Source organism: Pseudomonas sp. B19(2017), from assembly GCF_002113165.1.
Classification (GTDB): domain Bacteria; phylum Pseudomonadota; class Gammaproteobacteria; order Pseudomonadales; family Pseudomonadaceae; genus Aquipseudomonas.
In genome coordinates this window covers 1-20,135 of sequence record NZ_NEJR01000006.1, presented here as the reverse complement: position 1 = coordinate 20,135, position 20,135 = coordinate 1, and the positions used below count along the sequence as shown (strand labels likewise).

The window sequence follows — 20,135 nt, the reverse complement described above, 5'->3', positions numbered from 1 at the left end:
GCAGGCCAATCGACTGAACCGTTTTTTGTGATCGGGTTGGCGCCCGGAAAATTCTGCCAGAGGGCGGCAAGGCGCAGAAAAATACTGCAAACCACTTGGCACAAGGCCTACAGCGAATACCCACCATTCACTCACAAAGTACGCACAAGTTATCCACAGGCGCTCGCCTTGCAAAGCCCCCAATACCGCATTATCTTGTATCCCGATCGCAGCGAACCACTAGATATAGGGGTTCGTGCAAAATCACACACAAAAGTCAACCCGCAAAATCAAACGATTTTTCGGCTGAACTTCAAGTGATTTCAGCAGCCAAACCGCTCCTGCGGAGGCGACCGAGGCAAGCCCCTCCAGGGCCTTGTTCGGGTATGGGTGTGGCAGGCCAGGCCTGGCATCCATCAGCAACAGTTTTTGGGCCCGGCCCAAAACCTTTGACTTCGGCCAGGGAGCGGCAAGCCATTGCCCCTTATTCCTGAGTCTGTCCCGAAGTCGGTACGCCCGCGCGGGCGGATGCGCATGCATTGCCCATCCCCGCCGGGCCATCGAGCAAGTGGACGGAACGGTGGGCGCCCAAAAGGCGCCTGAACAATATAGAAACTGTGGAGACACCCACCCATGCAAACCGACACAACTCGCGAGAACCCGCAGGCCAAGGTGCCGCAGGCCGCCGATTCCAACCAGGATCTGGCCGCCACCGCTCCCGGCCAACTGCGCGTGATCAAGCGTAACGGCACTGTCGTCCCCTACACCGACGACAAGATCACCGTTGCCATCACCAAGGCGTTCCTCGCAGTTGAAGGCGGCACCGCCGCCGCTTCGTCGCGCATCCACGACACCGTCGCGCGCCTGACCGAGCAGGTTACCGCCACGTTCAAGCGTCGCATGCCATCGGGTGGCACCATCCACATCGAAGAAATCCAGGACCAGGTCGAACTGGCCCTGATGCGCGCCGGCGAGCAGAAAGTCGCCCGTGACTACGTGATCTACCGCGAGCAGCGCGCCAAGGAGCGTGCCACCCGCGTCAACAGCGAGTCCGTGGTCGAGCCGCACCCGACCATCCGCATCACCCTGGCCGACGGCAGCCTGGCGCCACTCGACATGGCCCGCCTGAACACCATCATCAGCGAAGCCTGCGAAGGCCTGGCCGAAGTCGATGGCGACCTGATCCAGCGCGATACCCTGAAGAACCTGTACGACGGCGTGGCCATCAAGGACGTCAACACCGCCCTGGTGATGACCGCCCGTACCCTGGTCGAGCGCGAGCCGAACTATTCGTTCGTTACCGCCCGCCTGCTGATGGACACCCTGCGCGCCGAAGGCCTGGGCTTCCTGAACGTGGCCGAGAGCGCCACCCACCACGAAATGGCCGACCTGTACGCCAAGGCCCTGCCAGCCTATGTCGACAAAGGCGTCGAGTTCGAGCTGCTGGACCCGGCCCTGAAAGGCTACGACCTGGACCGCCTGGGCAAGGCCATCGACCACGAGCGTGACCAGCAATTCACCTACCTGGGCCTGCAGACCCTGTACGACCGCTACTTCATCCACAAGGATGGCGTACGCTTCGAGCTGCCACAGGTATTCTTCATGCGTGTGGCCATGGGCCTGGCGCTGGAAGAGAAAGACAAGGAAGCCCGTGCGATCGAGTTCTACAACCTGTTGTCGTCCTTCGACTACATGGCCTCGACCCCGACCCTGTTCAACGCCGGTACCCTGCGCCCGCAGCTGTCCAGCTGCTACCTGACCACCGTGCCGGACGACCTGTCGGGCATCTACCACGCGATCCACGACAACGCCATGCTGTCGAAATTCGCCGGTGGCCTGGGCAACGACTGGACCCCGGTGCGTGCACTGGGCTCCTACATCAAGGGCACCAACGGCAAATCCCAGGGCGTGGTGCCGTTCCTGAAAGTGGTCAACGACACCGCCGTTGCCGTGAACCAGGGTGGCAAGCGCAAGGGCGCCGTGTGTGCCTACCTGGAAACCTGGCACCTGGACATCGAAGAATTCATCGAGCTGCGCAAGAACACCGGTGATGACCGTCGTCGTACCCACGACATGAACACCGCCAACTGGATCCCTGACCTGTTCATGAAGCGTGTCTTCGATGACGGCAAGTGGACCCTGTTCTCGCCTTCGGAAGTGCCAGACCTGCACGACCTGACCGGCAAGGCCTTCGAAGAACGCTACGAGTACTACGAAGCCCTGACCGAGTACAACAAGATCAAGGTGTTCAAGACCATCCAGGCCAAAGACCTGTGGCGCAAGATGCTGTCGATGCTGTTCGAGACCGGCCACCCGTGGCTGACCTTCAAGGACCCGTGCAACCTGCGTTCGCCGCAGCAGCACGTGGGCGTGGTCCACAGCTCGAACCTGTGCACCGAGATCACCCTGAACACCAACAAGGACGAGATCGCGGTCTGCAACCTGGGCTCGATCAACCTGCCGAACCACATCGTCGACGGCAAGCTGGACACCGCCAAGCTGCAACGCACCGTGAACACCGCCGTGCGCATGCTCGACAACGTGATCGACATCAACTACTACTCGGTGCCGCAGGCGCGTAACTCGAACTTCAAGCACCGCCCGGTCGGCCTGGGCATCATGGGCTTCCAGGATGCGCTGTACCTGCAGCACATTCCGTACGGTTCCGATGCCGCCGTCGAATTCGCCGACAAGTCGATGGAAGCGGTCAGCTTCTACGCCATCCAGGCGTCCTGTGACCTGGCCGACGAGCGTGGTGCGTACGAGACCTTCCAGGGCTCGCTGTGGTCCAAGGGCATCCTGCCGCTGGATTCGCAACAGATCCTGATCGAGGCCCGTGGCGCCAAGTACATCGACGTCAACCTGGAAGAGTCCCTGGACTGGGCCCCGGTGCGCGAGCGCGTCAAGAAAGGTATTCGCAACTCGAACATCATGGCCATCGCGCCGACCGCGACCATCGCCAACATCACCGGCGTTTCGCAGTCGATCGAGCCGACCTACCAGAACCTGTACGTGAAATCGAACCTGTCGGGCGAGTTCACCGTGATCAACCCGTACCTGGTCCGCGACCTGAAGGCCCGTGGCCTGTGGGACTCGGTGATGATCAACGACCTGAAGTACTACGACGGTTCGGTGCAGCAGATCGAGCGTATCCCGCAAGAGCTGAAGGACCTGTACGCCACCGCGTTCGAAGTCGAGACCAAGTGGATCGTCGATGCCGCCTCGCGTCGCCAGAAGTGGATCGACCAGGCCCAGTCGCTGAACCTGTACATCGCCGGCGCCTCGGGCAAGAAGCTGGACGTGACCTACCGCATGGCCTGGTACCGTGGTCTGAAGACCACCTACTACCTCCGTGCCTTGGCCGCGACCAGCACCGAGAAGTCGACCATCAACACCGGCAAGCTCAACGCCGTTTCCAGTGGTGGCGACAGCGCCCCGGTCCAGGCAGCGGGCCCTGCACCAGTGCCGAAGGCCTGCGCGATCGACGAGCCTGACTGCGAAGCCTGCCAGTAAGGCCTGAGTGCCGCGCAGGGTGCCCATGGGTGCCCTGCGCGGCATTTTTGTATCTGCGCCCCGGAGAAACCTTGCCCTTTGCCCACTGTTCGCGCAGCTCGGTAAAAGGACAGGACCTCTCAAAAAAGGACGTAAGCCCATGGCGCGGAAAAAACTGGCAACTCGCAAGATCGGTCGCAATGCGGAAACCGGCCGCTTCACCTCGGTCGAAGAAGCACGCAGGCATCCCAAGACACACATTGTCGAAACGCTGCACCACTCACGCAGCTAGTGGTTGCCTGGCCTGGGCTCATAGCCGGCAAGCCGGCTCCCACGGTGTTAATCGCCCTCCGGCGTGACGCGGTATCTGTGGGAGCTGGCTTGCCGGCGATGAGGCCAGGCCAGGCAACACAAAACCCCACGAAAACACCATATGGTGTGCCTGAAATTTAAACTGGCACAACATATAGGTTGACGCTAAACTCTCCCCCCGTAGAAAACTACACAGGATTTCGTGAACGGACGCACGTCAGACCGGTCGAAAAAGTTACCCTCGCCCGCCAGACACGCGCCCCGATCGAAGGCGAATTCCGGTATACTTCGCCCCCTCTGAAAAGGGCACCTATCAATTGTCCCTGGCCCCTCACGAAGGCCTGGCCAGGTACAAGCCAGAACACACCAGATGTAAACGAGAGTCAGCCTCTCGAGCTGTCCATTCGCCGTTACGGCCTTGCGTCAGGCATCACATTCTTAAAATCCAACCGGTTGCCCCAGGGCGACCCTCAAGCAGGAGCCAAACCATGCTGAGCTGGGACGAATTCGACAAGGAAGACGGCGAAGTAGCCGCCAAAGGCAACACCCCTGCGCAGGCTGCTGCCGCCGCTACCCTCGACAAGCTCGACAGCGCCGGTGGTGCCGCCGCCCTGGAAGCCCGTGCCGCCACCGCCGACGACTCCGACGCGGTCAAGCGTGCCAAGGCTGCCCTGAACGACCTCGACATCGCCGAAGGCCTGGCCGAGCTGGAAGGCTCCGGCGCCCGCGTGCGTGTTGACGAAAAGCGCATGATCAACTGCCGCGCCGACCTCAATCAGCTGGTACCGTTCAAGTACGACTGGGCGTGGCAGAAGTACCTGGACGGCTGCGCCAACCACTGGATGCCGCAAGAGGTCAACATGACCGCCGACATCGCCCTGTGGAAGAGCATGGACGGCCTGACCGAAGACGAGCGCCGCATCGTCATGCGCAACCTCGGCTTCTTCTCCACCGCCGACTCGCTGGTCGCCAACAACCTGGCCCTGGCCGTGTACCGCCTGATCACCAACCCGGAGTGCCGCCAGTACATCCTGCGCCAGGCCTTCGAGGAGGCGATCCACACCCACGCCTACCAGTACTGCATCGAGTCGCTGGGCATGGATGAAGGCGAGATCTTCAACATGTACCACGAGATCCCGTCGGTCGCGAAGAAAGCCGCCTGGGGGCTGAAGTACACCCGCGCCATCTCCGACCCGGAATTCAACACCGGCACCGTCGAAACCGACAAGGAGCTGCTGCGCAACCTGATCGCCTACTACTGCGTACTGGAAGGCATCTTCTTCTACTGCGGCTTCACCCAGATCCTGTCCATGGGCCGCCGCAACAAGATGACCGGCGTGGCCGAGCAGTTCCAGTACATCCTGCGTGACGAGTCGATGCACCTGAACTTCGGTATCGACGTGATCAACCAGATCAAGATCGAGAACCCGCACCTGTGGGACGCGGCGATGAAGGAAGAAGCGACCCAGATGATCCTGCAAGGGACCCAGCTGGAGATCGAATATGCCCGTGACACCATGCCACGCGGCGTGCTGGGCATGAACGCAGCGATGATGGAGGACTACCTCAAGTTCATCGCCAACCGTCGCCTGACCCAGATTGGCCTGAAGGAAGAGTACCCAGGGACTACCAACCCGTTCCCGTGGATGAGCGAGATCATGGACTTGAAGAAAGAGAAGAACTTCTTCGAGACGCGAGTGATCGAGTATCAGACTGGTGGGGCATTGAGCTGGGATTGATCATCCAGGCTGAGCATCGGGAAGGCTGCCAATTGGCAGCCTTTTTTATTGGCAGGGAAAAAGCCGAACAGGAAGCTTCCTACACGGTTTTCATTATTACTTTTGCTCTGCGCCCACGAACTCGACCGGCTGAGCGGTGTGTTGGCCTGGGAGGCCCTCTTCGCGGGTGAACCCGCTCCCACAGGTATTATGCAGACGTCGGGTTAACACTGTACCTGTGGGAGCGGCTTTAGCCGCGAACACCGGCGCAGCCGGTGCCATGCACCGCGTCGCCTGCTTCGCGGGCTGGCCCGCTCCCACAGGTACTGCGCTGGTTTCTAGTTCACGCTGCACCTGTGGGAGCGGCCGTGGCCGCGAACACCGGCGCAGCCGGTGCCATGCACCGCGTCGCCTGCTTCGCGGGCTTGCCCGCTCCCACAGGTACTGCGCTGGCTTCTAGTTCACGCTGCACCTGTGGGAGCGGCCGTGGCCGCGAACACCGGCGCAGCCGGTGCCATGCACTGCGCGGCGCGCATTCATGCAGAAGCCTCGCTACACCAGCAAAAATGCTACTTGGCAGCTTTCGCCGCCTGCCGGTTGGTCTTGCGAATGTCCCGGTAGCCCACCAAACGTACGCGCATTTCCCGGTAGCGCTGGGTGTTGATGACCAGCAAGGCCAGCAGCCCGAACAGTAAAACCGAGACGTAGCCGCCCATGTGCGGCCGGTAAGCGTAGCTCGGCAGCGCGGCCAACACGGCCAGCCCGTTCAGGCCGACCAGCCCCCGCAGGCCCCAGGCGTATCCACGCACCAGCGCGATATGCGAAGCGGCGCTCACCGCCCATGCCAGCGCCAGTGCCAGCACCGACAGCGACCGGTCCGGACTACGCAGATAGGTGGAGAACACCAGTGACACACAGCCGCCGATGGCAAAGCAGGACAGCAGAAATTCGGCGATGAAAACGCCGAAATAGCGGGTAAGAAATCTTTGCAGTTCCTGCCCCTTTTGAAACTTCGATCCATTCATATGAGTAAGCGCTGTCATCCTTGAAAGCCGTGGTGCGCAGGTAGCTTACCTTGACAACCGGAAATGAATAAACCATAAAAAGCCGACTTCCAAGTGCCTGTCAGCGCGATATCACTTCGGCACTTATGTAAGTTTCGCACCTGTGCACGTTAGCAACTCCGCACAGGCACACGCCCTCACCCAGGGCCGATAGGAGATCGAAATCTGGTGAATGAATCGCCGTTGCTCTCGCTGTTCCCGCAGGCCAGTTCCGGGGAACTGAAATGAATCGTGTGTCCAGAACCCTGCCGACGCTGCTGGCTGCAATCGCTCTGAATGCAGGCGCGCAGGCGCCTGCCCCGTCATCGAATGCAGGGCCTGAAGTTACCCTTGCCGGGCACAAGCTTGCACTAGTGAACCACGAAGGTCGTTGCGCACTGCGCAGCTCCGATGCATCACTGCTACAGCTCGAAATGCCCTGGCCCTGCCAATTCAGCCCGGAACGGGATGGAGGCAAGCCTCGCGTGGAACAGTTCAATGGTGTGCAGATCATCATTGTCAGCCATGTGCAGCCAGCCCCGTCGCTGCCCGGACGTTGCGATAGCCAGTACCAGGCTGTTCGCCAGATGGGCAACCGCCTCGAGCCTTCCATCCTGGCACGTGGCGCCAGTTGCTCGAGCGGCCCCGTGGACCAGAAGAACTTCGTAGGGCTGTTCGAGTGGTAAACGAAATCGCTGACTACCCGTCGCTACGCCAGGTCGTCCGCCAGTGCAAAGGGGGGTTCCAGCCATGAAGAAAATCCTCTTGTCCCGACACGATCGCGGCTTCGGCCAGGTCGGTGGCGCGGCTTTGCTCAAGGACCTCTCCTTGTGGCCGACAAACCCGGAAACCGGCATGTTGATGACACCCATCCTGACCCTGAGCGAGCGTTTCCAACCGGCCACGTTCGTCCCGCCAGGCATGGCGATCACGGTTTTCCTCGCCGTCAACCAATATCAGGATGGCAGTTTCAGCCGCCCCCTCCAGCGTCGCTATACGGTCAATCAACAGGCGGAGCTGCAAGACGTCATCAGCAGCGGCTTTGCCCGGGTCATTCTGCATGAACTCGCCAACCAGCCCCTGGAACCTGGCAATCCCCCCTTGCTGCTGGAGCGAGCATTCATCGATTTTGAAGAGATGACCGACGAGGAGCATGACGAGGAACATCATGACGAGGACAGCGGGATCGGCCTGAGCAAGCCCAGCGGCAGGCCCTGCTGGCTGCAAGACCCGATTTACGAACCAGCGCGCTACATGTTCATGATGCAACTGGTAGATGCAGATGTGGCCGAAGCCAGCCCTCAGCATGTTGGGCTGTTCGGCGAAGGTATCGGCTATCTGTTCGTGGACATGCAGGCGCGCCGTGGCAAGCAAGGCGACGACGCCGGTTTCTTCTTCATTCAGTTCACCTAAACCATGAAAATTGTATTTACCGAAAAAGACAAAGGCCTCGGTCAGCTAGGTGGCAGCGTACGCATGGACGACCCAGGCCTGTGGCCTTTGGCACCCGACACCCAGGAGCCGATGACGCCTCTGTGTACGGTCACGGAAAACTTCCTGCCAGCTAAAATCTTCCCACCCGGCATGGCTGCCACGGTATTCATCACCGCTCGAAAGCAGCGTGCCGGCGGCTTCAAACAGTCTGTCGTCAGCCGCTACTCACTTCATGAGCAAGCGGAGCTACCCGGTATCCAGAAGGGTTATGCGCGGTTCATTCTCCACCGGCTGTGCGAGGAGGAGTTACCAGCCCCGCCTGGAACGCTCTTGCTGGAGCGCCGTTATATCGACTTCCAGCCGATGACCGAAGAGGAATTCGCCGAAGAGCACGCTGACGAAGACTCCGGTCTGGGCATCAGCAAGCAACTCGGTCGAGCCGCCTGGATGCAAGATCCCATCTATGTTCCAAACCGGTACTTGCTCCTTTTGCAACTGACCGACTACGAAATCAGCCGCTGGGCTCCCCAGCAGGAAGGGATCTTCCTGGATGGCATCGGTTACATCTATCTGGACAAGCAAGCCCGGCGGAAAAACCAAGGCGACGATGCCGGGTTCTTTTTCGTTCAGTACGCCTGAATGAAGTACCGATTTCAAACCCCTGTATCTCGCCCCAACAAGAACGGCAAGGGCTGAGGAGGCTCACCTGAAAATCTATCACCTGGACAACGCGCCAACACCCTGGGGCGACTGGGGCGCGGCTCTGGTCCAGGGTCTGATCGCCTGGGATGAAAACACCGACATGGACAGCATCAACCGCGCCGGGCCATACACGCCGGCTGCGTATATCCGTTCGGGTTCACTGGTGCTCACCCAGCCGGTCAAGGCAGCCCTGGAAAAAAGCGGTCTGAAGGGCATTAGTCGTTATGAGCACCTGGAGAAAACCCACATCGTGCACCTTGACTGGCTGCACTGGGACACCAGCAAGCCCATTACCGAACACCTGGACCTGGAGGGCGGGCCGGCCTCGATCATCGAGTCCCTGCCGCATGACCCGGAGCTTGCCAAACACATGCCGGAGTATTGGCAAGCATTCGTCGTGGGCAAACTCAACCTGCTCAAGGACCCAAAGCAAGAACCTGCTGACCTCGGCCTGTACCTCAAGGTGCTCAAGGCCGACGAGCAAGCCGATTTTTTCAAAGGTGATGTCTATCGAGGGTACTTTCTTAGCGAGCGAGCCAAAGCGTGGTTGGAGCAGCAATGCCCAGGTTGCTTTACATTCACCCTGCTCCGTTGAGCAGTTCAGTTGACAGGCCCTGAGCGCCTGCGCGGATAAGGCGTCACAGGCAGTCGAATCTTCACTCGTTGCGGGAAGGCAAGGCGGTTTCGGATCTTTTCAAACAGGCGGGATAAGAGAGGCCTCGCCCACGCCGACAAGGGGGTACGGCACAACGAGGTGCCGGGACTGGACATGCCAGTCTACGTGGTCGAGGGCGAGGCCAGTACTGAAAATAGCTGAGGGCAGCGATACTGTCCACTTCAATCCAGCTGCTGGGCCCGCAAATCCTGCGCCAGCATGTCGATAAAGGCCCTGACCTTGGACGAGCCGTATTTGCTCTCCCGGTGCAATACATGAATCGGCCAGGGCGCCTCTTCATACTCGGCCAGGATCACCTGCAACTGCCCGCTGGCCAGTTCATCCGCCACCTGATACGACAGCAGGCGGGCAATCCCCAGTCCGCCGCTAGCGGCCGCTATTGCCCCGTCATTGCTGGTCACCGTCAGGCGGGGTTTCATGCGCACCAGGGTCGGCTCATCGGTCACCCCGAAGCGCCAGCCGGCTCGCGGCGACAGGTTGGGCGTGCCGATCACCACATGGCCCGCGAGGTCCGACGGGTGCTTCGGCACGCCATGACGCGCCAGGTAGCCAGGGGATGCACATAACATGCGCCGCACCCTGCCGACCCGCAGCGCTTTCAGGCCAGAGTCGGGCAAGGGACCGATGCGTACGGCCACGTCCATGCCCTCCTCGACCATGTTCACGATGCGATCGAGGAAGTAGGCGGAAACGTCAACCTCGGGGTACTGCTGCAGGTAGCGGACGATGCACGGCATGACGTACTTCTTGCCAAACAGGATCGGCGCGGTGACGGCTAGGTCGCCTTTGGGTGTGGCGTTGATGCCGGCAGCCGCTTCGTTGGCCTCGTGAATACTGGCGAGAATAAGCCGGGTGTCTTCCAGGTAGCGGCCACCGGCTTCGGTCAGGCGCACGCTGCGGGTGGTGCGCAGCAGCAACTTGACCCCAAGCTGCTCTTCCAGGGCGCTTACCGCGCGAGTGACTGCGGCCGGGGAGATGTCCAGACGGCGGGCAGCGGCGGCGAAGCTTTCCAGTTCGCCTACGGCGACGAACACCTTCATCAGGTGGATCTGGTCCATGCGGGCTCCTGGGTTTGTGAGGTGCCGGGATTATCTTTCATCTGGGCATTTTGTGTTGCCAATACCGGCCCTTTCGCGGGCTTGCCCGCTCCCACAGGTCATTCACCGTTCCTGAGGGCAGTGGAGTACCTGTGGGAGCGGGCAAGCCCGCGAAAGGGCCGGGACAGGCTACCTTACAGATCCAGCACCAACGCCTGCGCCCCCTCCTCCACCCTCGCCGGCACGGCACAACAGATCAACACCGCCCCCGCTTCCGGCTGCTCGGCCGGGGGGGCAGGGTAATGCACCTGTCCGCTGACCAACCGGGTCTTGCATGTACCGCACGACCCGCCCCGGCAACTGAACTCCGGTGCCAGCCCTCGCGCCTCGGCCAGCTCCAGCAGCGTCCCGCTACCGGGCGCCCAGCGCGCCTCCTTGGCCGAAGCCGCAAAGTACACTGGCACCGGTTCGCTGGCAGCGGGTGGCTGTTGCAGTGTGGGTTGGCCATCGTCGGTGTGCCGTCGGAGTGTCGACGGGCCGAAGGCTTCGGCATGGATCCGCGCATCCGGCACATGCACGCCGCGCAACCCTTCATACAGGTCCTGGGTAAAACTGCCCGGGCCGCACAGGTAGAAATCGTAGTCGTCCAGCGCCAGCGTCGCCTTGATCTGCTCGATACCCAACCGACCGGCGAACTCATAATCACGCCCCACCCGCGCATGCGCTTCCGGCTGGCTCAGGGCGCGGTGCACCTGCAGCAGACCACCAGCCTGTAGTCGCAAGCTCGCCAGTTCCTCACGGAACGGCAGGTCGGCCTGGCTGCGCGCACCATGGAACAGATGAATGCGTCGTGCCCGCCCGCTGTGCAACTGCTCACGCAGCATGGCCAGTAACGGCGTGATACCCACGCCCGCGCCGATCAGCACCAGCGGCCGTGTACTCTGCTGGTCCAGCGTGAAGCTGCCCATTGGCGGGCGCACGTTCAGCACATCGCCGGCCACAACGTGCTCATGCAGGTGCCGCGAAGCAGGGCCCTGGGCTTTGACGCTGATGCGCAGGTAGCCATCGGAAGGCGCGCTGGAGAGGCTGTAGGTACGGATCACCACCACCTCGCCATCGAGCCGCACTTGCACCGGAACATGCTGCCCTGGCGCAAAGGCAACCGCCGTGTCGCCCGGTGACTCAAGGTAGAACGAACGTATATCACGGCTCTCCTGCTCTACCCGCAGCACACGCCAGGCCTGCCATTGGCGCTGCCGCTGGCGTTGCTGCAGGCGTGCATCGGCCTCGGCCCAGGTGCCGGTCATCAGGCTGGTCGGCGCGTACTCCTTGAAGGCCCAACGCAGGGAAACAGCAGCCGGGCGCCACACCACCTGCTCGACCTCCAGCGCCCACAAGCGCTCAGCGCCCTCGAACGCCTGGATGGCGGGGCTGTCCAGCAGCAGCTCGGCATGCCCGTAAAGCTGCAGCACGTTGCCGTTGCTGAAATCGATGAACAGCAACCCTGCTTGCGGGTTAACCAGCAGGTTGCCCAAGGTATTGAAGTGCAGGTTGCCAGCATAGTCGGGAATGGTCAGGCGGTTGCCTTCGACCTTGACGAACCCGGGCCGCCCACCACGGTGGGAGACATCCACCGAGCGCTGGCCGTCGCCATGCTCGACATAGCTGGCGACAAAGAAAGTGTCGGCTGCCTGGATCATGCTGACAGCCGAGGCATCCAGTGCCGTCGCATCGACACGCCCTTGGGCGGGTTCCGCGACGCGAGTGTAGTCACGCAGCTGGATGTACTGCGGGCAGTTACCGAACGACTGCTCCACAGTCACCTGCAGTTGCCCGTCGCCGGCTTCGCGGATCTGCCCGTTGAGGCGGTTGCGCCGGCGGGTATGCAGTTCGATACCCAACAGGCCGACCGCTTGCCCGGCAGACAGCCCCGTGGTAGCGGGATCGTCTGCCGGCAGTCGAGTGTCGATCGTCAGCTGGCGCGGGTCCGGCGAGCTGACGAAGCCTTCCGGCCCTTCCAACAGCGTCGCCCAAGGCCGTCCCAGTGCGTCTACACTGGCGGCGACCATGAATGGCAACTGGTGATAGAAAATACGATGCTGGTCGGGCATGTAGTCACGAATGACCTTCTGCCCGAACGCCTCCATGCGCTCCGCGACACCGGCTTTTTCCTGCAGGGCCTTCTCTCCCGCATGCCAGGGCGAGGAGTGGTGGTCCGGGTTCTGTTGCATGGCGGCGTTCCTCGCAGTGGCGGAATGTCAGGCGCTGGTCTGCAGGCCGATCACGGTGCGTGGCATGGGCACGAAGCGCGGCAGCGCCTCGATCCGCGCCAGCCAGCCGCGCACGTTGGCATAGGGCTCCAGCGACACATTGCCCTCCGGTGCGTGGGCGATGTAGGAGTAGTTGGCGATGTCGGCAATGGTGGGTGTGCTACCGGCCAGGAAGGGCGTTTTGGCCAGCTCGGCGTCGATCACTTTCAGCAGGGTGTGGGCGCGGGTAATGACTTCATCGGTGTTGAACGAGGCACCGAACACCGTGACGAGACGCGCAGCAGCAGGGCCGAAGGCCAACGGGCCGGCAGCGACCGAAAGCCAGCGCTGGACGCGGGCGGCGGCAGCGGGTTCCTCGGGGAGCCAGGTGCCGTTGTCGTACTTCTTGGCCAGGTACACCAGGATGGCATTGGAGTCGGCGACCACCGTGCCGTTGTCATCGATGACCGGGACCTGGCCGAACGGGTTGAGGGCGAGGAAGTCCGGCTGCTTGTGCGCGCCTTTGGCAAGGTCGACGAACACCAGCTCGGTGGGAAGGTTCAGCAGCGAGAGCATCAGCTCGATGCGGTGGGCGTGGCCGGACTTGGGGAAGTTGTAAAGCTTGATCGGGTTCGACATGGGCTTGGCTCCTCGTCAGCACCGGGATGGGCTGGTGGAGCACATGCTGCACTGGTTCTGCTGACAGCAGAATCCGCGTAGCGGGGAAACCATAATTTCGCGGGGCGGAATAATGCACTCAGGCTTCTGCCCTCTTCGCGGGCAAGCCCGCTCCAAAAGCATTACACCCTCCGTGGGAGCGACTTTAGCCGCGAAGAATCCAACACGGTGCCTGGCACCGGCTGCGCCGGTGTTCGCGGCTAAAGCCGCTCCCACAGGTCCCTGCTAAATCAGAGAAATCAACCCAATCGCTGCTGCCGTTGGTAGAGGTAAAGAACATGCACAGCATCAACCACCAACGGCACAGTGGCCTGGTGTTCTTCGAGGCTCATCTTGTCCAGGACGGAAAAATTTTCCTCCGAACCGTGCAAGGCAATAGCGTCGAGATATTCTTGAAGATGGGCAGATAATTCTGTCCATCGTCCCAAACGAACACCCCGCATGTACCCGAAGCACCACTCTTCAAGCACTACAATTTCGCCCTGCGCAGTATCTCTGACCTCAAAGAACAGATTCAGCTCATCCGTGGCTTCGCTGAGCATAATCGCGACGGTGTTGTAAAACTTGATGATCAAATCCGTGTAGCGCTGAGCCTGGGCCTTGCTTTTGAACCGAGGCAGTTTGCCGCCAGAAACCTCCGGCAACCACTCACTTGGTGGCAGCAGATGCGGCGAGCTGCATAGGGCATTCACAAAGCCATCGAGTTCACTGACATCAAGTATCGCGTCATCATTGCCATACTTGAAAAGCAGCTCTCCCAGCTCGTCCAACTCCTGGTCGGTGATGGGGTTACTCATAGAGGTCAATCCTGCAGCCGGTGGTAACGGTAAAGCTTGCGTGCCGCCTCGGTCACCTGAGGCACGCAGGCCTGGATATCCGCTTCGCTCATCTGGTCCAGCAGCTCGAAGTTGTCCTCCAGCCCATGCAGCGAAATGGCCTTGAGCAGTTGGTCCTGCTCCGGCGGCAGCTCAGCCCAACCAGCGACCTGAGTGCCGCGCATGTAGCCAAAGCACCACTCCTCCATGATGATCACACTGCTCTCTTCGCCTTCGCCTTCTTCGAACAGCGGCTCAAAGTGGTCCACATCGTCGCCCAACTCCTCTGCCACCTGGCTGGCGTAGCGCAGCATCAACGCCGTATAGGCTTCTTCATGCGCCGGCTTCTTGAATTTCGGCACCTTGCCGCCGGCCACTACGGGCAGCCACTGCTCCGGCGTGACGGTGACTGGCGAGCTGGCCAGTGCAGTGAAAAAACCATTGAGCTCGGCCAGGTTGAGTACCGAGTAGTCATTGCCGTAGGTGATCAGCAGGTCTTCAAGGCGGTCGAGTTCTTTTTCGCTGAGTGCGGGGAGCATGGGCGGACATCCTGGGAAGCAAAAGTGTGTGCACCCTAGCACAGCAGCGCCCGAAGGGCTGCCCGCGCTTGCAGCTACGCGGGCAGATTGCTTAACGTGGCAACAAGCCATGCAACTGCTGCTGCCTGCCTGTGCCGATCAACAGCCACAGCAGAATGCGGCATTTGCGCGGGCAGAGCTGCCCGGCCATGTGTATCCCCTTGGCCTGGAGGTCGATCTCGGCCCCGGCAAAACCGTAGGAGGCCGAGGCTGTGGGACCACTGCCTGTACGGGTGGCAACAATCACAGGCAAGGTGGGCACAAGACAGCCGAGCACTTCGGACCAGCTAGCGGAAACGTGGCCAGCGCCAAAACCGGCAATGACCAGTCCTTCGTAGCCCAGTGTCGCTGTGGCCTCCAACAACGCCGTGTCTGCATCCAGGCACGCTTCCAGCAGTGCAACCCGATGCTCGGTGCGTTGCGGCAATGGCAACACCTCTCGTGGCCCAGGCGGTTGACGATATACCACAACACCCTCCACAACATCGCCCAGCGCTCCGCAGCCGGGCGATTCGAATGCAGCTATCGCCAAACTGGCCGTCTTGCGAACCCTCGCGGCACAGTGGACCTGATCATTCATCAGTACCAGAACACCGCGCCCACGGCTGCTCGGCGCCAGGGCAACCCGCGCAGCAGCCAGCAGATTGGCCGGGCCGTCGTTGCCCGGCTGGCTGGCCGCGCGCATGGCTCCGGTCATCACCAACGGCGCATCGAACGGCCAGAGCAGATCGAGGAAATACGCCGTTTCCTCGAGGCTGTCGGTACCTTGGGTCAGTATCACCGCCTGCGCCCCGCGCTCCACCTCTCCCCGGGCCCAGGCCAGCACCTCGAGCAGCGCTGCAAAGCCCAACGAGGCACTGGGGAGCAGGCCCAGAGTGGCAACTTCAAGGTGGGCCATCTCGCGTAGTTGTGGCACTTTTGCCAGTTGCTCGTCGCAGTCCAGCTTTGGCCTCACCGCGCATTCGCGGCCACTTGCCTGCATGCTCACCGTGCCACCCAGGCTGGCGATCGAAAGCCTGGGCAGGCTTGTTTGCTCATTCATGCGCCACCTCCCGCAAGCATCCCAACCAGTGGCACGATCCCCAGCGTGCTGATGGCCATCGACAGCACATTACCGATATAGCCGTGCATGTAGGTCGGCAAGCGCTGAGTAATGGCTACCGCCAGCGGTGGAGCCACCAGCGCACCGAGCACTGCGCTGACCACAACCACTTGCCAGCTACCACCATGGGTAAGCACAGTGGCCGGGACGATAGAGACGATGGGAATGTAGGTGGGATACCAGCCGCGCACCTGCCACTGGCGACGCCAGAGCACGACCCCGACCAGTGACGCCAGCGCCTGCCCGACGATCATCGGTATCAGCAGCAGCGAACCGTAGGCCGGCGCTCCGGGGGCCAGCATATAAGCCAGGAGCACACCCAGTAGTAGCCCGAGGCTGGCCAGTTCATTACCGAAGAATGGCGCTTCGCTGAAATCGGCAAGCACACGACGCAGGGTCCACGCTACGCCGTAATCGGCTTGGGCCATAACGGGTTCGGACACGGCGGGCTTGTGGCTGGGCCGCACCCATGACGGAAAGCGCCGGCACAGCATGAACGCCAAAAGGCTTGCCAGCGCCATGCCAGTCACGTTGCCGACTACCACCGGCAGCTGCAGGGGGTAGCACAGGTAGTTGACCATCAGCAGGCTGGCTGGTGTTACCAGCAGTGCCCCCAGCAGTGCACCGCTGATCGCCACCTGCCAGCCCGCGCCAAACAGCAGCACCATGGCCGCCGGCAATGACACGAAGGCAACGAAGGTCGGTTGCCAGGTGCCACTGGCCAAGGTCCATCCCCACAGCGCGTGGCTGAGCAGCAGGCCCAACAGCGAACTAGTGAACACCCATGGCCATAACCCGCTGCCGTAACAGATGGCAAAGCCCTGCCAGCGATACCTGCGCACATGCGCCCAATGCGCCAGGCCAGCCCCTAGCAGCAAGCCGAGGGCGGGCAGTTCATGCTTGTAGAAAGCCACCTCGCTGATATCACCGACTATCCAGCGCAGGCGGCTCAACGGCTGATCGAGCGTCGCCGCCATTTGTGCGTAGTCCGGCCATTGGCCGTGGGCGAGGCTGACAGCCAGCGGCACCAGCAGGCAGGCGAGGATCAACAGCGGCGCACGTTGCCGAGTCGGGAAGAGTAGCGTTTTCATGGGCGACTCCTCAGCGCGGAATCGGGGCATGCAGGCGATAGCCAAGGGTCGCATCGTAGAGGTCGGTGCGCCGGTCTCGTGGCAGATCATTGAGGTTGTTCCAGATTGGCGCCGAACGTGCACTGCTGAGGTCGACATCGGCGTAGAGAATGCCCTCCTCCTCTGCGCTGGCCACCTCACCGATGGGCCAGCCATTGGTACCGGCGATCAGCGAACAGCCCAGGAAGCGCCCGCCCCGCTCGTTGCCTATGCGGTTGGCGGCGGCAATGTAGACGTTATTGACGTGTGCCGCCGTCATGGTCAGGTAGGACGCCATGCAGCGCCCTGATTCATCGAACAGCGGTGGTGGGGTCCATACCCAGTTGTTCAGGCTGCAGATGATGTCGGCGCCTTGCGCGGCCATCAGCCGCGGCACCTCCGGGAACCAGATATCCCAGCAGATCAGCAGGCCGATACGGCCGATCGGCGTCTCGAACACGGGGAAGCCCAGGTTGCCAGGGGTGAACCAGAGCTTTTCCTGGTTCCACAGGTGGGCCTTGCGGTAATGCCCGAGCAGGCCTGCGGGGCCGAACAGTACGGCACTGTCGTAGAGCTTCAGCCCTTCGCGTTCGGCAAATCCCGCAACCAGGTAGACCTGATACTCCCTGGCGAAATCCGCCCAGACTTTCAGGCTGCCACCTTCCTCCAGCGTTTCGGCATGGGCATAGGCCTCTGCACGGGAGTGGAAGGTGTAGCCGGTGTTGGCCAACTCGGGCAGCACGATCAGGTTGGCGCCTTCACGCGCTGCCCGCCGGGCCAATGCCAGGCCTCTGCTCAGGTTACCGTCGCAATGCTCGAGCCCGACCTGAGGGTCGTACTGGATGACAGCGATGCGTACGGGGCTGACGGGGGTGCAATGTTCAGACATGGCGGCTTCCTTCTTATGGTTGTTTTGGAAGGGCGCCAGTAAAGCTGGGTTGGGCTGGGGAGTGACAGTCGGGGAGTTCCTATGGGATCGAAGGACAAGAGAAGTGTGCCAGTAGGAAACTTCCCACAAAAACTCCCGGATGCAGCTATTTCCCAGCTTGATAATGTGGGTAGTCGTTCAGGGTAAAGCCACCGTTGAAGGATGCCGATGTTCTGTTGCACAGGTTGATGACTGCATCAAGTGCCGTGCGTAAACACGGCTCGGTCCAGCCGGCGTCAACAGAGAAAGACTCTCCAGCCAGATACAACCCTGAACCGGCACTCAGATCACGGTTGTATTTCATCAGGCTCACTGCATCGTAATAGGTACCAGCCCGATACAACTTTGCGCAGCCAAGGGCGTTTCGGTCTGTCATCCAACGCTGTATGCGAATGTTTCGAGTATCGATATAAGGCGATATGGGTTCAGCCACGTTGCTGCAGCGAAGGAGGATCCGATCGAGTTCCTTCACGCACTTGACGCCCAGTTCTTCATCTGAGAACGCGGCCAGCTTCGTTGCATCGTCTTCCCAGGTGTAACTGAGCAGGATGCAGTCATCCGCGTAATGGTCGTTGTAGCGATAGGCATAGACATCGTGAACGAAACTGTCAGTGACCAAGATTTGCGGAAAGGCTGGGTTGCGGTCCAGGAAGCTCTTCTTCAGCGGAGCATAGACCTTGCAACTGGTCTCCCAATGAGCATGCTTCCAGGCATCCATGATGGTCTGCGGCAATATCTGACGGCTGAAACCTTCGAGGCAGATGTTGGTTTCGATCAGCCAGGAAGGGATAGTCAAGATCACACTGTCGAAGTCTTCGTATTGGACGTTATCCTGCACCGGATCACTGCAATGCCAACGATATCCGACCCGTACGCGCCCCCCTTCCAGCTTCTGTAGCGAACAGACCGAACTGTCGGTCAGTAGTCCATCATCTCGTTGTAGCAGATGATCATATAGCGAGGAACCGCTCATCCCGACGTTCAGAAACATGAGGCTTTCGTCCATCGCCGCAAGCCCGATATACGCTGGCGCCCGAAACATCAACCCTTTACTGTCAGGGATGCTGCTGGATTCAAGATAGGGTGCAGCGTAAGGCACACCGTCCTGATCAACACGCCCATGCACCAACTGCAAGTGACTGCTGAAGCCAAAGATTGCTGTGCGCAGCGGATACAGGCAGCAGACGTCATAAAACGCTCCCCAGCTACCATCTCCAATACCGATTGCATAGAAGATGGCCGACTCGTCGCCACTCATGTCTAGACCGCCAAAATCACCAGGGTTTGCAGGGTCCCAAACCGTAAGAGCAGGTAAATGCACCAGATCTCTAAAAGATAATCGATGATAGCGCTCGACGATCGCCGACCACATCGATTCCCAACCATAAGTGCCATAAACCGCAGCAATACGCTCGGCGAACTGCTCCGCGAAATGGCGCCATTTATCGTAGACCTGCTGAAGCATCGCAGTGGGTGGTGGTGTCTTTCCTTCGGGATTGCGCCAGATCAACAGCTCTGGGCCTCTGTCACCCTCCAATTGCCCATCACGAAGATATATTCCAGTGGCATTCACCCAAGGTGTCCCGGGATTTGGAAAATCGGAAATTCGTAGCCTGAACAGCTTGGCGTAATAGGCCATAAGCGAACGCCCCTCTTTTGGGTGCTCACCAGTCCTGTTGAAGAACGGCATGCGCATGGCCCCCATTTCAAAAGGGGTTACAGGCTGCTTGTGATCTCCTGCGTTATTCACCAGCGTGAGGTGACGTCCACCCACACGTTGGGACTGCTCGATCAAGGTGATACGGGTAAAGCCGCAACGTAGCAATTCGCGGGCTGCAGTTAGCCCGGTAACACCAGCACCGACAATACAGATCCGGTGTTCCGGCTGAGTGGCGTATGCAACTCCACCCTCTTGTTCGAGTAGACGGCGGTAATCAAAGCAAAGATCAGGAGGGTTAGGGTAACGCGCAGCCCACGGCTTTACGGACAGGGATGGCTCGATAGCCAGATCGGCAGGATGGTTGTGTGTTGAGCCGATGGTCATGGTCTCGTGTTCTCAATGAATTGGGAACATGAGAGTGGTCAATCAAGAGGTGCGTCAGGAGGTTGTTAATTAGCACCAACCGGCCACCACAGATCGTGAGATATCTGTGGTGGCCGGGTTGATGTCAATAAAGCCGTTACGCCTTACACCGCCAGCGCGCGCTCACGCAGCTCGCTGTTGAGGATGCGGTCGTTCTCGCTGTAATCGACCGGGCAGTCGATCACGTGCACGCCCGGGGT

18 protein-coding genes are annotated in these 20,135 nt (G+C 60.7%); 7 read left to right on the top strand and 11 right to left on the bottom strand.

Going from position 1 to position 20,135, the window contains the following annotated elements; all coding sequences use genetic code 11:
• Positions 1 to 612 precede the first annotated feature (612 nt).
• The 3 genes from CAF70_RS10770 (at position 613) to CAF70_RS10765 (ending at position 5,522) form a co-directional block, all read left to right on the top strand.
• The gene (locus tag CAF70_RS10770) at positions 613 to 3,492 is read left to right on the top strand and encodes a ribonucleoside-diphosphate reductase subunit alpha (protein ID WP_085622742.1); all 2,880 of its coding nucleotides are present in this window, start codon (positions 613 to 615) and stop codon (positions 3,490 to 3,492) included.
• Positions 3,493 to 3,517: 25 nt separating this feature from the next.
• On the top strand, positions 3,518 to 3,763 hold the full coding sequence (locus CAF70_RS26640; RefSeq protein ID WP_143491545.1) for a hypothetical protein: 246 nt from the start codon (positions 3,518 to 3,520) through the stop codon (positions 3,761 to 3,763).
• A 508-nt stretch (positions 3,764 to 4,271) separates the two neighbouring features.
• Positions 4,272 to 5,522, top strand: a complete 1,251-nt coding sequence (locus CAF70_RS10765; RefSeq protein ID WP_024087598.1) for a ribonucleotide-diphosphate reductase subunit beta — start codon at positions 4,272 to 4,274, stop codon at positions 5,520 to 5,522.
• A 548-nt stretch (positions 5,523 to 6,070) separates the two neighbouring features.
• On the opposite strand, the gene CAF70_RS10760 is transcribed toward CAF70_RS10765, so the two are convergent.
• On the bottom strand, positions 6,071 to 6,526 hold the full coding sequence (locus CAF70_RS10760; protein WP_085622740.1) for a hypothetical protein: 456 nt from the start codon (positions 6,524 to 6,526) through the stop codon (positions 6,071 to 6,073).
• A 503-nt stretch (positions 6,527 to 7,029) separates the two neighbouring features.
• On the opposite strand from CAF70_RS10760, the gene CAF70_RS27865 reads away from it, so the two are divergent.
• The 4 genes from CAF70_RS27865 to CAF70_RS10740 all read left to right on the top strand — a co-directional run bounded on the left by CAF70_RS27865 (position 7,030) and on the right by CAF70_RS10740 (position 9,275).
• Complete coding sequence (locus CAF70_RS27865) at positions 7,030 to 7,230, top strand: hypothetical protein (protein ID WP_085622738.1); 201 nt, start codon at positions 7,030 to 7,032, stop codon at positions 7,228 to 7,230.
• A gap of 64 nt (positions 7,231 to 7,294) precedes the next feature.
• The gene (locus CAF70_RS10750; protein ID WP_085622736.1) at positions 7,295 to 7,957 is read left to right on the top strand and encodes a hypothetical protein; all 663 of its coding nucleotides are present in this window, start codon (positions 7,295 to 7,297) and stop codon (positions 7,955 to 7,957) included.
• 3 nt (positions 7,958 to 7,960) lie between these two features.
• On the top strand, positions 7,961 to 8,617 hold the full coding sequence (locus CAF70_RS10745) for a hypothetical protein (RefSeq protein WP_143491543.1): 657 nt from the start codon (positions 7,961 to 7,963) through the stop codon (positions 8,615 to 8,617).
• A gap of 163 nt (positions 8,618 to 8,780) precedes the next feature.
• Positions 8,781 to 9,275, top strand: coding sequence for a hypothetical protein (locus CAF70_RS10740; protein WP_178076371.1), 495 nt, complete (start codon positions 8,781 to 8,783; stop codon positions 9,273 to 9,275).
• A 242-nt stretch (positions 9,276 to 9,517) separates the two neighbouring features.
• Here CAF70_RS10740 and CAF70_RS10735 read toward each other — a convergent pair whose 3' ends face one another.
• The 10 genes from CAF70_RS10735 to CAF70_RS27860 form a co-directional block, all read right to left on the bottom strand.
• Positions 9,518 to 10,414 (bottom strand): LysR family transcriptional regulator, encoded by an 897-nt coding sequence (locus CAF70_RS10735; RefSeq protein ID WP_085622730.1) that lies wholly within the window; start codon positions 10,412 to 10,414, stop codon positions 9,518 to 9,520.
• Positions 10,415 to 10,587: 173 nt separating this feature from the next.
• Positions 10,588 to 12,624 (bottom strand): pyridoxamine 5'-phosphate oxidase family protein, encoded by a 2,037-nt coding sequence (locus CAF70_RS10730; protein ID WP_085622728.1) that lies wholly within the window; start codon positions 12,622 to 12,624, stop codon positions 10,588 to 10,590.
• Positions 12,625 to 12,651: 27 nt separating this feature from the next.
• Positions 12,652 to 13,281 (bottom strand): glutathione S-transferase family protein, encoded by a 630-nt coding sequence (locus tag CAF70_RS10725; protein ID WP_085622725.1) that lies wholly within the window; start codon positions 13,279 to 13,281, stop codon positions 12,652 to 12,654.
• A 278-nt stretch (positions 13,282 to 13,559) separates the two neighbouring features.
• Entirely contained in the window at positions 13,560 to 14,117 is a 558-nt protein-coding gene (locus CAF70_RS10720) for a UPF0149 family protein (RefSeq protein ID WP_085622723.1), read from the bottom strand.
• A 5-nt stretch (positions 14,118 to 14,122) separates the two neighbouring features.
• Positions 14,123 to 14,674, bottom strand: coding sequence for a UPF0149 family protein (locus CAF70_RS10715; protein WP_085622721.1), 552 nt, complete (start codon positions 14,672 to 14,674; stop codon positions 14,123 to 14,125).
• Between the two features lie 91 nt (positions 14,675 to 14,765).
• Positions 14,766 to 15,755 carry an asparaginase gene (locus CAF70_RS10710; RefSeq protein WP_085622719.1) on the bottom strand — a complete coding sequence of 330 codons (990 nt, stop codon included), beginning with the start codon at positions 15,753 to 15,755 and terminating at the stop codon, positions 14,766 to 14,768.
• Positions 15,752 to 16,906, bottom strand: a complete 1,155-nt coding sequence (locus CAF70_RS10705; RefSeq protein WP_085622717.1) for a hypothetical protein — start codon at positions 16,904 to 16,906, stop codon at positions 15,752 to 15,754. The genes CAF70_RS10710 and CAF70_RS10705 overlap by 4 nt, the downstream gene beginning before the upstream one ends.
• A gap of 10 nt (positions 16,907 to 16,916) precedes the next feature.
• Entirely contained in the window at positions 16,917 to 17,813 is an 897-nt protein-coding gene (locus CAF70_RS10700) for a nitrilase family protein (RefSeq protein ID WP_085622715.1), read from the bottom strand.
• A gap of 145 nt (positions 17,814 to 17,958) precedes the next feature.
• Positions 17,959 to 19,896, bottom strand: coding sequence for an FAD-dependent oxidoreductase (locus CAF70_RS10695; RefSeq protein ID WP_085622712.1), 1,938 nt, complete (start codon positions 19,894 to 19,896; stop codon positions 17,959 to 17,961).
• Between the two features lie 143 nt (positions 19,897 to 20,039).
• Positions 20,040 to 20,135 (bottom strand): hypothetical protein (locus CAF70_RS27860; protein WP_256573270.1); only part of this gene is annotated, 96 nt, incomplete at its 5' end.

Coding starts and splice junctions, on each gene's coding strand:
- CAF70_RS10710 (WP_085622719.1), bottom strand. CDS start 15,755: ATGAATGAGCAAACAAGCCTGCCCAGGCTTTCGATCGCCAGCCTGGGT.
- CAF70_RS10695 (WP_085622712.1), bottom strand. CDS start 19,896: ATGACCATCGGCTCAACACACAACCATCCTGCCGATCTGGCTATCGAG.
- CAF70_RS10770 (WP_085622742.1), top strand. CDS start 613: ATGCAAACCGACACAACTCGCGAGAACCCGCAGGCCAAGGTGCCGCAG.
- CAF70_RS10735 (WP_085622730.1), bottom strand. CDS start 10,414: ATGGACCAGATCCACCTGATGAAGGTGTTCGTCGCCGTAGGCGAACTG.
- CAF70_RS10750 (WP_085622736.1), top strand. CDS start 7,295: ATGAAGAAAATCCTCTTGTCCCGACACGATCGCGGCTTCGGCCAGGTC.
- CAF70_RS10700 (WP_085622715.1), bottom strand. CDS start 17,813: ATGTCTGAACATTGCACCCCCGTCAGCCCCGTACGCATCGCTGTCATC.
- CAF70_RS10725 (WP_085622725.1), bottom strand. CDS start 13,281: ATGTCGAACCCGATCAAGCTTTACAACTTCCCCAAGTCCGGCCACGCC.
- CAF70_RS10720 (WP_085622723.1), bottom strand. CDS start 14,117: ATGAGTAACCCCATCACCGACCAGGAGTTGGACGAGCTGGGAGAGCTG.
- CAF70_RS10740 (WP_178076371.1), top strand. CDS start 8,781: ATGGACAGCATCAACCGCGCCGGGCCATACACGCCGGCTGCGTATATC.
- CAF70_RS10760 (WP_085622740.1), bottom strand. CDS start 6,526: ATGAATGGATCGAAGTTTCAAAAGGGGCAGGAACTGCAAAGATTTCTT.
- CAF70_RS26640 (WP_143491545.1), top strand. CDS start 3,518: ATGGGTGCCCTGCGCGGCATTTTTGTATCTGCGCCCCGGAGAAACCTT.
- CAF70_RS10730 (WP_085622728.1), bottom strand. CDS start 12,624: ATGCAACAGAACCCGGACCACCACTCCTCGCCCTGGCATGCGGGAGAG.
- CAF70_RS10765 (WP_024087598.1), top strand. CDS start 4,272: ATGCTGAGCTGGGACGAATTCGACAAGGAAGACGGCGAAGTAGCCGCC.
- CAF70_RS10715 (WP_085622721.1), bottom strand. CDS start 14,674: ATGCTCCCCGCACTCAGCGAAAAAGAACTCGACCGCCTTGAAGACCTG.
- CAF70_RS10745 (WP_143491543.1), top strand. CDS start 7,961: ATGAAAATTGTATTTACCGAAAAAGACAAAGGCCTCGGTCAGCTAGGT.
- CAF70_RS10705 (WP_085622717.1), bottom strand. CDS start 16,906: ATGAAAACGCTACTCTTCCCGACTCGGCAACGTGCGCCGCTGTTGATC.